Source organism: Streptomyces sp. NPDC002619, assembly GCF_042889305.1.
Classification (GTDB): domain Bacteria; phylum Actinomycetota; class Actinomycetes; order Streptomycetales; family Streptomycetaceae; genus Streptomyces.
This window is the reverse complement of record NZ_JBIAQV010000057.1, coordinates 1-14,437: the sequence shown is the minus strand read 5'-3', so window position 1 is coordinate 14,437 and position 14,437 is coordinate 1. Positions and strand designations below refer to the sequence as shown.

General features: G+C 66.1%; 8 protein-coding genes and 3 pseudogenes. 3 read left to right on the top strand and 8 right to left on the bottom strand.

Annotated features, from left to right (window positions below; genetic code table 11):
* Positions 1–585 precede the first annotated feature (585 nt).
* The 4 genes from ACFYXB_RS40315 to ACFYXB_RS40300 all read right to left on the bottom strand — a co-directional run bounded on the left by ACFYXB_RS40315 (position 586) and on the right by ACFYXB_RS40300 (position 8,362).
* Complete coding sequence (locus ACFYXB_RS40315; protein WP_389590031.1) at positions 586–873, bottom strand: hypothetical protein; 288 nt, start codon at positions 871–873, stop codon at positions 586–588.
* Positions 870–4,643: an Ig-like domain-containing protein gene (locus ACFYXB_RS40310; RefSeq protein ID WP_389590029.1), complete on the bottom strand. Its 3,774-nt coding sequence runs from the start codon at positions 4,641–4,643 to the stop codon at positions 870–872. Before ACFYXB_RS40310 ends, ACFYXB_RS40315 begins: the two co-directional genes overlap by 4 nt.
* A 468-nt stretch (positions 4,644–5,111) precedes the next feature.
* The gene (locus ACFYXB_RS40305) at positions 5,112–5,276 is read right to left on the bottom strand and encodes a hypothetical protein (protein ID WP_389590027.1); all 165 of its coding nucleotides are present in this window, start codon (positions 5,274–5,276) and stop codon (positions 5,112–5,114) included.
* A gap of 1,670 nt (positions 5,277–6,946) precedes the next feature.
* A complete protein-coding gene (locus tag ACFYXB_RS40300) occupies positions 6,947–8,362 on the bottom strand; it encodes a hypothetical protein (protein WP_389590025.1) in 1,416 nt (471 codons plus the stop codon).
* 291 nt (positions 8,363–8,653) lie between these two features.
* On the opposite strand from ACFYXB_RS40300, the pseudogene ACFYXB_RS40295 reads away from it, so the two are divergent.
* Positions 8,654–9,738: pseudogene (locus tag ACFYXB_RS40295) on the top strand (integrase core domain-containing protein).
* Here ACFYXB_RS40295 and ACFYXB_RS40290 read toward each other — a convergent pair.
* A pseudogene (locus tag ACFYXB_RS40290) lies at positions 9,713–9,883 on the bottom strand (helix-turn-helix domain-containing protein); the annotation flags it as partial. The pseudogenes ACFYXB_RS40295 and ACFYXB_RS40290 overlap by 26 nt on opposite strands.
* Before the next feature lie 152 nt (positions 9,884–10,035).
* The gene (locus ACFYXB_RS40285) at positions 10,036–10,236 is read right to left on the bottom strand and encodes a methylmalonyl-CoA mutase family protein (protein WP_389590024.1); all 201 of its coding nucleotides are present in this window, start codon (positions 10,234–10,236) and stop codon (positions 10,036–10,038) included.
* A 310-nt stretch (positions 10,237–10,546) separates the two neighbouring features.
* On the opposite strand from ACFYXB_RS40285, the gene ACFYXB_RS40280 reads away from it, so the two are divergent.
* Positions 10,547–11,857, top strand: coding sequence for an NAD(P)/FAD-dependent oxidoreductase (locus tag ACFYXB_RS40280; protein WP_389590022.1), 1,311 nt, complete (start codon positions 10,547–10,549; stop codon positions 11,855–11,857).
* A 32-nt stretch (positions 11,858–11,889) separates the two neighbouring features.
* Entirely contained in the window at positions 11,890–12,654 is a 765-nt protein-coding gene (gene fabG / locus ACFYXB_RS40275; RefSeq protein ID WP_351361306.1) for a 3-oxoacyl-ACP reductase FabG, read from the top strand.
* Between the two features lie 620 nt (positions 12,655–13,274).
* On the opposite strand, the gene ACFYXB_RS40270 is transcribed toward fabG, so the two are convergent.
* Together ACFYXB_RS40270 and ACFYXB_RS40265 are read right to left on the bottom strand one after the other, a co-directional pair.
* Entirely contained in the window at positions 13,275–13,553 is a 279-nt protein-coding gene (locus tag ACFYXB_RS40270; protein WP_389590020.1) for a hypothetical protein, read from the bottom strand.
* Positions 13,554–13,999: 446 nt separating this feature from the next.
* Positions 14,000–14,284 (bottom strand): annotated as a pseudogene (locus ACFYXB_RS40265) (IS982 family transposase); the annotation flags it as partial.
* Between the last annotated feature and the right edge of the window lie 153 nt (positions 14,285–14,437).

Here is a 14,437-nt window from a genome sequence, read left to right as displayed (position 1 = left end):
GCCTCTCCCCCGACGGGAGGCGGCCTTCCACATGTACGGGCCCCGGGGACCGAGCGGTGCCCTTGCCAATAACCTCATCCACCCTGGTCAGAGCGGGAATACGATGATCTCCGTGATGTCGGGCGCGGGGCTGAGTCGACGCTCTGGCAGGGACGACGATCACCCGGGCAGCAAGGTCGGTCGTGCTGCAGAGACTGGCGTTGCGGGTGCCGATACATCATCCGCCCAGGTCGCAGCCTTGATTGGCGATCTCCGACACAACTGCCAGCCGTCCCGCTGTCTTCACCTGGACGGCGGTCGAACGGCATCATGATCGGTCGTGCTGCTGCGCCTGGCTCACCTCACTGCCACCAAAGCCGATCGCGTCCCCGAGGACCGGCGTCGGCTGGCACGCAACACGAGTACCGGGGAAGACCGGATCTCCGTCGGCCGGCGAAGGCAGGAACAGATCTTCAGGGCTGTTCTCGATGGGCCGGCGAGGTCGGCGGGCTCGCGGCCACGGCCCAGACGTGTGCCCGCACCGGCGTGCACAGCGGAAGGGCCCCCTTGCGGTGGGCCCTTCCGGTCGGTGCATGAAGTGCCGGATCACCCCTTCTTGATGAGCGCCACGTTGACAGACCGGCTCGCACTCTGACCGGTCGCTTCATCAAATGTGATCGCGAGATCCACTGCGAGCTCACCCGACTTGATCAAGGTTTGGCGGTACGCGGGCGCGACCGTCCCGGTCGTCGTGAAGGTGCTCCCTTTGCGAACCTGATGGGTGGCCATGGCCACTTTGTCGCCAGACAGGGTGACCGTACCGGCCGTGTTCACCGTGACGGTGATCGTTGCCGTGCCTGCTTTGGCGTTGGTCTCCACCTTGTCGATCTTCAAGACTGGCGGCGGGTCACGGGGGCCACCGCGTAGTTCACCGGACTGGAGAGCTTCGCGTTTCCGGACGAGTCGACGACCAGCGCCTGGAACTTGACCTGCTTGCCCGCGTCCTTCGAACTCGGTGTCCAGCTGAACTGATACGGCGCAGCAGTGGCGCTGCCGACCTTGGAGCCGTTGACGATCAGGGTCACCGACTGGACGGCAAAGTCGTCGGTGCCCCGGATCAGCGGATACACCGTCGCTCCCACCTTGAACACCGATCCACGCCCCGGGTCAGCCACTTCGGCCGTCGGTGCGGAGTCGACGATGCGACCCACTCCGGTCGGTACCGTCCGCGGCGGCGACGAGCGGCGTCCGGTGATGGTGACCGTAGCTGCGCCCGTGCTGTCGGGGCCGGAGACGGCCTCGATGCCTGTGCTCGGGCGTGCCGGGCCGCCTGGGACCGGGTGGCCCGTGCCGAGGTAGCTGCCCGACACCGCGAATGGGGCGCCGTCGCGCACAGCACTGTTGTCAGCGTTGGCGTTGTACACCGCGAACCCGTTCCCGGTGAAGATGTCGTCCGAAGCGGCGAGCGCTCCGGCCGTATCGGTACCGGCGTCGGTCAGCAGGATGCCGTACGACTGCGACGGTGCGGGCGTGTAGTAGTTCCCGATGATCCGGCTGTTGTTCACGAAGCCGGTCACACCGCTGGTGTACTTGATGCCGACCTGCGGGTACAGGCTGTTCGGCTCACCCTTGACGACCGTGTTGGTCACGTAGCCGTGGTACCGGATACCTGTCCGGACGGTGTTGTCCGGGCTGCGGTCCTTGCCACGGGCGCCGTCGAACAGGATTCCGCCCGATTGGTAGCCGGTGATCACGCTGTTCGTGACGGTGAGTTCGCTCTCGACCGTGCCGGAGCTTGCACCCTGGATCACGCCGGTCTTGACGATGCCCCAGCCGTGCGGGTGCTCGGCCAGCTCCTGGGCGTCGGTCGCGACCTTCATCGGACCAATGACGCTGTTCGCGACGCGTCCAGCTGCGCCGAAGAATGCGATGCCCGCCTCGGCCCAGACGTTACCCGAGGTCACCGTGACGCCCGAGATGTCCACGAACATCTCGTTGGTGTCGGTCGAGCCGAGAGACTGCCTGGATACCGTGATCACGTTGCCGCCACCGTCACGCAGGTACGGCTGATCGCCCGCCAAGGTCCCGAGCGACTGGTCCGGTTCGATGATGACCTTGTCCGCTCCCGCACCCTTGATCTTCAAGGGTTTGTTGATCGTCAGGCCGTTCCTCGCGCCCGCCTGGACGGGGTTGGATGTGCTGTTCACCGGAGTCGACGACTCCTGGTAGACACCCCCACACACCACGATCGTGTCCCAGGGCGCCGCGTAGTCGACGGCCTTCTGGATCGAGGTGAACTGGGCGTTCGGGCACTGCTTCTTGTCGTCGTCGACGGTCCAGGTCGTGTTCCCTTGCGGGTTCGCGACCACGTCGTTGAGCTTGACGTTGCCCGCAGTGTTGTCATGAGCCGCGAGGTAGGTCGCGGGGTTCGGACCGCCGAGGGCGGAGGGGCCGTAACCGGCACCGTTGGCCTCGTCGCCGTCCGACAGGATCTTCGACCCTGACTCGCTCTCCTGGAAGCGCACATCGGCCATCTCGATCGAGCCGGACTTCGGCATGTCGCCCACACCGAAGCGGAACTCAAGCTTCGACAAGGAGCCGATGTCCACGCCCTGTGCCGCGAACTCGCTGAGCGGCACGCGGATCTGGTCCAGGACGATGTGCGTGTTCGGCGTGTTCGTACCGGTCGACATGTGCAGGGCGTTGCCCCAGCGCGGGTCCCCGGCGTCGACGGTACCCTCGTGACCTGCCGTGTCGCTCAGGGCGATCACGAAGTGCTGGGTCGTCGACGTCGGGTCGTACGACGTCGGCAACTCGTTCGGCCACACCGGCTTCGCCGGGGTGCCGTTCACCGTCGTATCCTTGGTGTTGTCGCCACGGTTGTCGGCGCCCGGGTTGCGGGTGTCGAAGAAGTTGACGGCAGCGTCCAGAGCCAGAGCCTTGAGGCCATGCATGTTCTTCGACGCAGCCGGGATCTGGGCGGTGAGCGTGGCAGCCGAGTTCTTGTCCCACGCGAGAGTGAGCTGGCGACCGTAGGACTGGTTGATCGGACTGCTCTCGCGAGTGCCGTTCTGCCCACCAAGTGCGCTCGCCGCGGGCACCGGGCAGGGCTTGGCCGCGGTCGGCAGCCCGCTCTTGCCGAGTTGCGACGGTGCGAAGTCCTGGGGTTCCGGGTTGCACCAGTCGTAACTGCCTGCGGTCGGGGCCGGCTTCGGCGCGACCCCAGCGGCCTGCGCGTACGGGTCCGCGAAGCCACTACCGCTCAGGGAGCCGCCGAGGGCATTGAGCGTGAGTGGGTTCTCTACCTCGGGACGTATCACATCCACCCGCTCCTGCGGCGCGGCGAAGTAGGTCGTGTTGACCCGCTGGTTGCAAGGGATGGCCCTGCCGGACGGACTTGTCGGGCAGGCCGTCGACGGGATCTGCAGCCCGGTGGAGGTGTTCGAGAGCTCGCCCGTCATGTACGGCTGGAACGCACCCTCACCGCCGACGTAGCGACGGAGGAAGGCGGCCATCGTCGTCAGTCCGAGCTTCTCCTGGTCGCCCATGCGTGCCGCGTCACCCGAGATCTTGGTGTTCACGGCCGGGTTGAGCGGGTCGGAGTTGTCGATCGCGTAGTTCAGCTTCGGGTCGGTGTAGCTCGCTGCACCACTGAGCCGCAGGTTGTGCGGGTGGATGTTGTCGGTCGCGAACGGTGCGGAGTTACCGCACGCCGCGTCATTGTTGGCTTGGCCGTCCGCGCCACCGTCGGCATACCAGACAGTGTTGTACCAGTTGTGGATCGCACCCAGCTGCTCCACCTGGATTCGCGGGAAGGGGTCGCCCGGGTTGACGTACTGGCTGCGCTCGAACATCCGCGCGCCCTGCAGGTTGGAGACGTCGCTGTCACACATCGGCAGGATCGTCATGTATGGCATGCCGTACGGAGCCTTGCGTTCGTAATCCGTCGGCGCTAGCGATATGACACCGCGGATCGGATAACGCGGGCCGTCGGTGCGGATGCGGTTGTAGTCGAGAAAGTTCGCGACCGCGTCACCACCGCGTGAGTGCCCCATCAAGCCGATGCGGGTCATGTCGAGGTGACCGGAGAGCGTCGTACCGATGGTCGTGTGCGTATCGACAGGCAAACCTCCGGCCCGGTTCGCCGCGCTGATCGCGTCGAGGGTGGCGGCGATGAGCATGCGTCGGTTATGCATGCCTTTGCCCTTGTTGTTGTCCTGCCGCATCATCAGCTGGTCCTGCGAGATGGAGAACGTCGTGTATCCCCACGTGGCAAGGTTCTCCGCGAGGTACGCGTAGCCGTCCTCGTTGTGCTTGAACTGCGCACAGGTGGCGTGCACGGCGTCCTGGCCGGCATCGCACGAGCCATGGTTGCCGTGCACCAGGATGATCAGTGGCGAGGGCCTGGTACGCAGGGTCCAGTCCGGCATGTAGAGCTGACCGCGAATCTCGAACTGCTCCGGCGCCTGCGCCGTCCCTGCCGTCGGGGCAGCTGAGTCGGAGTTCGGCTCCTCGATGGCGGCCAAGCCGAACTTGGCCTCTTCGATGACCTGATGCCCGAACGGTCCGCGGGCCGTCGGGTCAGGCAGGTCCGCCGAAGTAATCGCGGGCGTCGCCGCTGCGGTTGGCGCTGCTGTCGGAGCAGCCTCGGCCTGCACCGTCATTGCCTGCGAGGTTAGCGCTACCGAGACCGCCAGCGAGGCGATCACACGGAGAAGCACCCGGGCACTTTCCCGTCTTCGATATTTCACAAGTCCTCCCGAAAAAGGAGTTGAGCAATTTTGCAATCGGGACGCTAACCAGCCGATGTTTCTAGGGAATTTCGCATGACGCGCGTCTCATTTAGTGAGACGTTGTTTCAGATCAGGACGCCGGCGATGATGGCGAATGCTTCTAAATGGGCCTTTTGCGGTCGTAGCGACGAACGGCGCATCAACCGCAACAGGCACGATTCGACGACCCGACGTGGCGGCCCGGAGGTCAGGGGCCCGTCGGCATTAAGTGGTGCGCGTCATGCCAACTGGACGTTGACGTCACGGACATGAGGTAGCCCGCGAGGTCGGAGGGGTCGACCAGGCGGGCGGTGAGCAACTCGCTGGTGTGCCCGTGCGGTTCCAGGAGTGGCCTGATGGTCATGAGGTCCGGATGTGGGCCTCGCTGACGTGGAGCAGGTGGGCGATCAGGGATCCGGAGATGCCGCGCTGGTCGAGGACGGCTGCCCATGCCTGGTGTTCGAAGGTGGGTTTGGGGCGGCGGCGCGAGGCGGGCCATCCCTCTGCGTCCGTCAACTTTCCCATGGCACCACCACATCGAGCTTCTGCCGCAAGGGTTCGATCAGCTCATCAAAACGCCCCGTACCACATCTACAAGCGCAAGATGCGGAAGCAACTCGTAGATTCCCGACAGGCCCCTGGATGCCGGGTACGTCGGGCACACTCCTCGGTGAACAGCGCAACTGGCAGCGATGTCTCCGATACACGCCCAAGTGGGTCTCGCTCGTCTGCGAACTGGCGAGAGAGTCAGCCCCGTCGGCGCGAAAGTTCGTGCCTCGCTCTTCGGCCCTAGGCGGCCCTCGAAGCCGGAGCCGACCCCGCCGTCGTCACCCAATGGATCAACGACACCCAGAAAGACAAGGAGGCGGCGCGGAAGAAACTCGACGCGCTCCCCGCCGTCACCCGGAAGAAGGAACCCCCACTCGACGCCCAGCAGATCCGCGAGATCACTGAGAGTCTCGGAGACATCGCACAGCGCATCCACACAGCCGGCACCGAGAAGAAAGGCCCGCTCTACGAAGCCCTAGGCATCACCATCAGTTACGAAAAACCAACGAGGACCGCGACCGTAAGGTCGAGGCCCTCGTCTGCGTATCGTCAGTGGGTGTGTCCGAGGGGGGAGTTGACCACTAACGATACGGTCGTGGTCCCGCGAGGGCGGCTCCGGCTGCTGGATCCACCAGCAAGCCTCCGCCAGAGCCACTCTCGGGGTGACCACCCGGGGTCACCAGGCTCCTCCCTCCCCCGAGTGTCCAAGACCGAGATCGTCAGGCTGGTCCGGGGCGCGTTTGGCTTGAAGTGCGTTGCTATTGCAACAAGCTCCCTGATACCGATGTAGACGCCTCCCCACATGCCGACGCGATCGATGCGCATCTGGTTGAACCCCGCTAGCGCTGGTGCGGGTCGGGCAGCTCACCGCAAGGTCGGCCGCGTGGTATTTGCTCCTCGGGTAACCGCTGACGGTGACGTTGTTGGTGAATTGCGGGGCGTGGGCCACGGTGTTCGCACCGACCACGTCCTAGACCTTCTTACCGTGATAGGTGCCGACCCGTGCGAACGCGAAGTCCAGGTCGGAGTTGACGCTCTTGTCCGCCGCCCACCGAGTGTCGCGGAACCATTCCTGGACGGGGGAAGACGCCGAACGGCTGGGCGCCGGCGGACGCGGTGGCCGTGCCGGGATTGCCGGCATGGAAAAGGCCGCACAGCATGACAGTGACCGCACTGAGCGTGCGTAACACCCTCGCTGACCGCTACACGGCCGAACCGAGTTCCACCACTCCGAGGGACATGACCGGCGGACTGGCCGCCCGCGGCAGTCCGGACCACATCGCCTTCAGCACTACCGTCCAGTTCGTCGCCACCGGACAGGCCAGGTCCTGCCGGGGTCGGCACCGGAGGAAAGACCTGGTGCGGGCAGCCGCCGCCGCAATGCCGAATCGACCTGCCGCGGCCTTCGAGGGGGAGCCATCTCCTCCCGGAACGGGTGGAGCGGACTCGCGCCCCAGCTGGGGTCCTGTGCACCCCTCACCCGGGCCGACAGCTGGATTCGGACCAGGAGCGAGGCCGGCCCGCGGACCAGCCGGGTGCGGCGCCTTTGGAGTCTCTGGCAAAGCTGCGGGTCAGGGGCTGTGAAGCCATTCTGAGCCGGCACGAGGTGCCGGCCGCCCTGGTCGGCACCCGTCTGACGAATGGCGTCAGCGGCGCCAGATCACGGCAGAGGTGTTGTTCGCGTCGAGGATCACATCGCCGCTCCAGGCCATGAACGACTGCTGGGGGCGGTAGTCCTGACCGAGGAAGAAGCCCCGGTTGATGCCCGTGACGTGCACAGTGGCGCCAGTGTCGGTCCCGACCACCACACGATGGACGCTCACCTCGGCGATGTCGTCGGCCTTGGTGCCGGCCGGCAGCTCGACCGTCGTGGCCGCCGGGAGGTCACGGCTGATCGACCAGGTCGGATCGACGTGGTGGGACAGGTAGATGGTCTGGCCGGAGACGAGGCGCACACCGAGGGAGACTCCGACCCAGGACGAACCCGTGTTGGCGGGCTGAGTGTTCTTCTTGAGCACCGCGTACAGGTAGTTGCGCTGGTCGCTCATTTCCGGCGTGAACGGCGTGGACGCCGAAGGAGCCTCGACCTTGTGCTCGCGGAGCATCTCCTTGGCCATGATCTCGTAGGTCCAGGGGTTGATGTCCATGAGGTACTCGCGAGGCTGACCGGCCGGCAGCGTCTGCAGAGTCGACAGGAAGAAGCGCATCGGGTCGTCCACGACGTCGCACATGTTGTTGTTCGACGTGCAGGTCTCCAGCAGGGCGTGATCACCCTCGTACTTGCCACTGAAGTGCAGCGTCGCATGGTTGGGGGCCTGGTAGGTGTCGCTGCCCGCAACCCGGTTGCCGTGGTCGTCGACCTCCACGGAGTAGATCCACTCAATGTCGGTCGTGCGACCCCAACGAGCCATCAGCGCAGGGGTGTTCGTGCCGCCGTCCTCGTTACTCCACACCACCGAGTAGGTGAGGATCTGATGGCCGGGAGTGGCTGCCGGGGCGATCTCATGCCAAGCGATGAGCGGCGTGTCAGTAGTTGCGTTCTGGTACGGGCTGCCGAGGTCGGCGAGGCTGCGCCCGTAGACGACCGGTGCGTAGCGCAGCACCAGATACTCGGGGCTGTCCGGCGCGTAGGTCGTGACCTGCAACGAATCGACGAGGGCGGAGGTGGCGGCCGCCGGGGAGCTCTCGTCGGAGAAATGCAGGCGCAGCATGTGAACGCCCGCGTTGAGGTGACCGAGCGCGAGCTGCCGGTGAAGGGGCTGCCCGCCGGAGACCACAAGGTCGGTGGCGTAGTGGCCGTCGACCGAGATGGACACGACCGCCGACTCGGCACCCGCCACGACCCAGTCGGTGCCCGGTGCCGCGGCGTTCAGGTCGATGACAGCCTCGCCTGACCTCGTCACGTCGACCGGCACCCGCACATCCGGGTGATCCCGGCGAACCTCGATGTGTCTCGAGTGGGAGCTCTCGCTCGGCAGCGTGTCTGCCCCGGCCGGCGCGGCCAGTCCCGCCACGGCCATGAAGGCGACGACCGGCGCGGACATCAGTTGGACAACTCGCATCAGATTTCCTTGATCGCAGGGAATTCCTCGCGGGAGGGCAGGGCGGCGCGGTGCGACCATGCAACGTGGCCCGCAAGCAACAGTGGTCAACGGCAGGTCTAGTGGCCGAGATTGACCGGACGACAAAGATCTGGGGTCAATTCGCCAAAGGGCTTAGAAGTTCGCGACCTGATCAAACAGCGCCATGCCCGCCCCGTTCCTGCCGGCCCAAGCGTGTGCCGTTCGGAAACTCATCGCTGCTGCCTGGAGTGGGTCTGGCACGCCTCTGAAACTTGCTGGAAGCCTGTCCGAGTGACCCTCTCACTGGTGTATCAGGTGGCTCGGAAGCTACTCGCGGTCCCGACGGTGCTGCTACGCCGGGACGCAGTCAAGGATGCGGAACTGCTCGTGTTGCGCCACGAGAACGCGGCGCTGCGCAAGCAGCTGTCGAGCCCGGTGCAGTACGAGCCGGCAGATCGCCTGTGGTTCGCGGCGCTGTCCTCCCTGATTCCCCGGCGCCGGTGGGCGCAAGTCTTCCCGGTGACGCCCGCGACGCTGCTGGCATGGCACCGCAGACTGGTCGCGCGCAACTGGGACTACAGCAAGCACCGAAGGAGGCCCGGGAGACGTCGACCGCGAGTGCGGTGAAGGCTCTGGTGCTGCGGCTCGCCAGGGAGAATCCGCGGTGGGGCTGTCGTCGGATCCAAGGGGAACTTGTCCGACTCGGATATCCGGTCGGCTCGACGACGGTCTGGGAGATTCTCACCGCGGCGGGCATCGATCCAGCCCCACGCCGTGGAGGGCCGACATGGCGCGAGTTCCTGACCGCGCAAGCCGAGGGCGTCATCGCCTGCGACTTCGTCCACATCGACCTGGTCGACCTACGCCGCGTGTACGCGCTGGTGTTCCTCGAGCACGGCACACGCCGACTGCACATCGCGGGAGTGACCGCTCATCCCACCGGGCCCTGGACGGTGCAGCAGGCGAGAAACCTCGCCATCGAGTTGGGTGTTCGGATCGACTCGCTGCGTTTCTTGCTCCGCGACCGGGACGCAAAGTACACCGAGTCCTTCGATGCGGTCTTCGCGGCCGAGGGCATCGAGATCCTGCGCAACGCTCCGCGGGCTCCTCGGATGAATGCTCACTGCGAACGAGTCATCGGCACCCCGCGCCGCGAGGCCCTCGACCACCTGTTGATCTGGAACGAGTTCCATGTCCGGCAGGTCCTCAAGGCCTATGCCCGGCATTACAACGGTCACCGCCCGCACCAGGCTCGGGGACAACTCCCGCCCCTCGCCCAGGAACAGCCGGTTTCCGTGACCAACTTGACCGCTCACCGACACCGGCGCACCCGAGTACTCGGCGGCGTGATCAACGAGTACAGATACGCGGCCTGACCGGCGGCGACGAGTTTCCGAACGGCACACGGTGAGCCGCGAACCGGGAGCGCCACTTGCGCACCGTCGCCACGTTCACGCCCAAGTCGGCCGCCACCTGAGAACTTGACGCACCATCCGCACAAGACAGGACGATCCGAGCGCGCTCGGCCGAACGAGATCTCGCCCCACAGTGTGTCGAGCGCGGCTGCGACGCGCCTGGCCTCTTCCTCGACCTCGTCGTCGGAGGAGTCGTAACCGCATTGCGTCGGCAGGTCGAGCGCTACCCACAGCCCGGTCCCGCCCTGCGCCAGCCGGTTACTTGCACCGGGCGTTGGACCCTTCAGCAGTCCCGAAACCCGAGTACTGGCGAAACATCCAGAGCTTCTTCCGATAGCCCTCGGCGACGTTGTCGCCAGTGAAGGGCGCGATACCCGGCCACCCGATCCTGGGGTCGAAGGCTCGCACCTCGTCGGGCCCGTAGACCGGCCTGACTGGCAGCCCGGGATCCCGTCGCATCCTTCGCGCTAAGATAGGATATCAATGATCTGGCTACTGCATCTGATTTGATGTATGATCGCGATCGGTGAATCGCCAGCCGAAGCCCAACCGGAGGGTCATATGCGCATACACACGGACATGGCGAAGTGTGCGCCGGCCAATGCGCCATGGTGGCGCCGGAAGTATTCGACCAGAACCGCGAGGACGATGCCCGTGATTCTGCTTCAGTCCGAACGGGCGAGCGACCAGGCTGACGCTTTCGCTGAGGCGGACATGCTGTGCCCGGCCCCGGCGATTCAATTCCTCGCGGGCGACACGCTCCCCACCCATGCATAACAACGAGACGCACAAGGTGCCGACCATGGCCGATGGTCGCAAGGATGCCAGCGAACCGACCGGCCCGATCGAGCACGTGATCATTGTCGGCGCGGGGCTCGGCGGCTTGCGTAGCGCCCAGCAACTCCGCCAAATCGGTTACTGCGGCCGGATCAGCCTGGTCGGCGCCGAGATGCACCTGCCCTACGACCGCCCGCCACTGTCCAAACAACTGCTTGCCGGGGAGTGGGAGCCCGACCGCGTCTATCTGACTGACGCGGAGGCCCTGACGTCGCTGGGCATCGAGGTTTATCTCGGCAAGCCAGCCGTCGCACTGCGCCCCGGCGAGGTGGAATTGACGGACGGAACGGTCTTGCGAGGCGGCGCCATCGTTCTCGCGACGGGGGCAGCGGCCCGCACCCTTCCTGGTCAGCCGGAGCACGTGTTCTGTGTGCGCAACCTGGACGACTCACTGCGGCTGCGCGCGGCGCTGCGGGACGCTAAGTCCTTGCTGGTCGTCGGTGCCGGGTTTATCGGCGCAGAAGTGGCGAGCACCGCGCTCGGTCGCGGCATGGACGTCACGATACTCGAGGCGCAGCCCGTACCGCTGAGCCGGGTACTCGGCGAGCGGGTCGGCCATATGTGCGCGCGGCTGATCCGCGAGAGCGGTGTTGATCTGCGCACGGGCGTCAGCATCACGCGGTTCGTCGACGCCCGGGACTGCCCGGTCAGTGTCGAGTTGGCCGACGGCTCGCTAGTCAAGGCCGACGTCGCCGTCGTCGGCATCGGCGGCAAGCTGAACCTCGACTGGATCGGCGACATCGGCATTGACGTCAGCGGGGGCTTGCTGTGTGACAGTGCCGGGCGGGTGCTCGGGCTGGAAAACGTGTGGGCGCTCGGAGACATCGCGTCCTGGCGGGACGAGACCTACGGAGCTCATCAACGCCAGGAGCACTGGACGGCCGCGACCGAGCAGGCCGGGGCGGTGGCTCGCTCGATCGTTGGAGCCGAGCCCCCGTCGGCGACCACTCCGTACGTGTGGTCGGACCAGTTCGGCTACAAGATCCAGGTTATCGGACGTCCAGACCTGGCCGACTCGCTGACCACGCTTCACGGCGAGGGCCTGTCGGGCGGACCGATCCGGTCAACAATCATTGGATATTTCCGCACCGGTGAATTGATCGGGGTCGCCGGCTTCTCTGCGGCCCGGCGGTTCAGCTCCTACCGGCCGCTGCTGCTCAAACGAGCGGGCCTGGACCAGGTACGGCAGTTCGCCGCCGCAAGCGATAATGCGGCTCCCGAAGCTACTATCTATGATATTTGATGATTCATTTATTACGAGGAGAGTGGAGCGTCATGCCAGGAGTGCGGGATCGGGTAGCGGTGGTCACCGGCGCGGCGCGTGGCATCGGCGCTGCAGTCGCGGCTCTACTCGCCGCCGAAGGGGCGAGCGTTGCCGTCCTGGACCGTGATCGGGCTGGTGCCGAGGAAACCGCGGCCAAGATCACCTCGGACGGCCACCGGGCAATGCCGATCATCGCCGACGTGACCCAGGCCGACCAGGTCACGGACGCCTTCGAGCGGGTGAACCAGACTTACGGCGGCGTCCATATCCTGGTGAACAACGCCGGCGTGCTGCGCGACAATCTGCTGTTCAAGATGTCCGAGGACGACTGGGACACCGTTATGAACGTACACCTCAAGGGCGCGTTTCTGTGCAGTCGCGCCGCCCAGAAGTACATGGTCGAAGCCGGGTTCGGCCGTATCGTCAATATCAGCTCCACCGCGGCCCTGGGCAACCGGGGCCAAGTGAATTACTCCTCGGTGAAGGCAGGTCTGCAGGGTCTGGCGCGGACTATGGCGATCGAACTCGGCCCGTTCGGCGTGACGTGCAACGCGGTCGCCCCGGGCTTCGTCGAGACCGAGATGACCAAGGCGACGGCCGAGCGCATCGGTTCGACGATCGATGAGATGCGCAAGGCCTCGGAGACCACTCTGCCGGTCCGTCGGGGCGGGGTGCCAGCCGACATTGCCAACGCGGTATGGTTCCTCGCCCGCGAGGAGTCCGGCTATATCACCGGCCAGGTGCTCTACGTCGACGGCGGACGCAAGCTGCGTTGACCGGTCGGCCGGACTGACCCGGTACCGAGCGCTCGCAGTTGGCACCGTCACGGGGAGTGGGACCCGGCGGCGGTCCCGCGGCGGGTGTTGGTGAGCGCCCGGCGCGGGGCACGCCAGAGTACGCCGCGACCTGCAGCATGACTCGGAGAGTTCCCTCGTCGGTCACGCCCGCGCGCGGCGTTGCGGCAGTGCAGCGAGAACGACTCCATACGGTCCAGCGCGGCCGTCATCGCCAAAGTAATGAGGCTGCGGTCACGAGTGGCCAGGCCGCGTCCGCATCGTCCACACCGCATCGAGGACGAGCTCCGGGAACCCCAGGCCGCACTGCTGCCGTCGCCGGCCGACAAGTTGACGTAGTCGTCACCGAGGATCTGGCGCTGCGTCGTCTGGGAAGATGCCGTAGGCCTGGATTCTCGTGTCGTACTGGTCGGTCCAGAAGCATAGGGGACGAGGGCGAAGGACCGGTGGTCGCCGAGCAGGTCGCCGGCCGCGGCCATGGCCTGTTCGGTGGCGTTCATCCGGTGCTTCAGCCGCATCCTGGTGCCGAAGTGCGGGCTGTACCAGGAGGCGACGTCGTCGGCGGCGGAGATGCCAGAGGCGGCCCGGCAATGGGTGTCGCATTAGATGCCGTCGCCCAGGCACAGGCCGGAGCCGGCCAGCCAGCCGCGGAAGCGGCGCCGACGGCCAGGACTACCACGTCGGCCGGGAGCATTGCCGTCGGCCAGTTCCACCCGGGTGACCCCGCCGCCCGCATCGTGTAGCCGGTGCACCGGCACCCCGCAGCGCAGCCGGGTTCCGTGGTCGTGGTGCAGCTCGGCGACGAACGCGCCGATCGGCTCGCCGAACGGGCGCACCGGGACCGGCTGGGGCTTGGCCAGGGTCACCTCCGGGCCCATCATCCGGGCCCGCCGCTACCGCACCGTCACCATCCGCGTCGGCGACCACACCCTCACCGCCGCCGACCCCCTGCCCCAACGACCTACGCCATGCCCTCAAGACGCTCCACGCCCGCTCAGGTGCGCACTAGTACTCCAGCAGCGTTTCGCTATTCCTGCTGGTCAGGGGTCTGATTCTGAGTGTAGGGCCTGATGTTCCGTCAGGGTCGGGTTCGGTGATCTCTCATTCGAAGGGTGGGTTTGTGCTGGTCGACAGTCCGGGGCGGGCAGGGTCCGAGCGTGATCGAGGATCTTGAAACGGGTCGGTGGGTGGCGGAACTTGAAGACCTTTTCCTGCGGGTGGGCGGTCGGTTCTCGCGCGTCGAGCTGCGGCGGGCCGCCGCCCAACTGCCCGCCATCGACTTCTTCGACGGCGCGGAGCCCACCCATCGCCGGTGGGTACTGGCCCGCCGCAGCAACTCGGCGGCCTTGCGCAGGCGCTTGTTGTAGCCGGGCTGCTTCGGCAGGTAGGGGAAGAGATGCCGCAGGTGGGAGCGGGCGTGGCGAAGCCACTTGGCCTCGGAGGCGAAGCCCAGCATGGCCTGCATCATCGCGAGCGTGATCAGCTCGGCATCGGTAAGTTGCGGAGCGATCCCGACCGCCGGACGCCAGGGCGCCAGATGCGGTGATGCCTTCAGCAGGTCGTCGGTCTTCACAAAGAGTGCGGTAGCGAGGGAGTCCAACTCTGTCTTCACACACTGACGTTGGGCTCCCTCCCCTTGTGCGCGCAGCCGATCCCTTGGAATCAATCATCTAGAAGGCTGCTGAAAATCTTGTTGTGGGGCTGTCCGGCCGGGAGGCCGGGCGGCCCTTTTCGCTATGCGGTGGCAGGGGCGAGGTGCCAGGTG

Bases quoted from the DNA above. Each gene is read 5' to 3' on its own strand.
- ACFYXB_RS40310 (WP_389590029.1), bottom strand. From the start codon at position 4,643: ATGACGGTGCAGGCCGAGGCTGCTCCGACAGCAGCGCCAACCGCAGCG.
- ACFYXB_RS40305 (WP_389590027.1), bottom strand. From the start codon at position 5,276: ATGGGAAAGTTGACGGACGCAGAGGGATGGCCCGCCTCGCGCCGCCGC.
- ACFYXB_RS40300 (WP_389590025.1), bottom strand. From the start codon at position 8,362: ATGCGAGTTGTCCAACTGATGTCCGCGCCGGTCGTCGCCTTCATGGCC.
- ACFYXB_RS40285 (WP_389590024.1), bottom strand. From the start codon at position 10,236: ATGCGACGGGATCCCGGGCTGCCAGTCAGGCCGGTCTACGGGCCCGAC.
- ACFYXB_RS40280 (WP_389590022.1), top strand. From the start codon at position 10,547: ATGCATAACAACGAGACGCACAAGGTGCCGACCATGGCCGATGGTCGC.
- fabG (WP_351361306.1), top strand. From the start codon at position 11,890: ATGCCAGGAGTGCGGGATCGGGTAGCGGTGGTCACCGGCGCGGCGCGT.
- ACFYXB_RS40270 (WP_389590020.1), bottom strand. From the start codon at position 13,553: ATGATGGGCCCGGAGGTGACCCTGGCCAAGCCCCAGCCGGTCCCGGTG.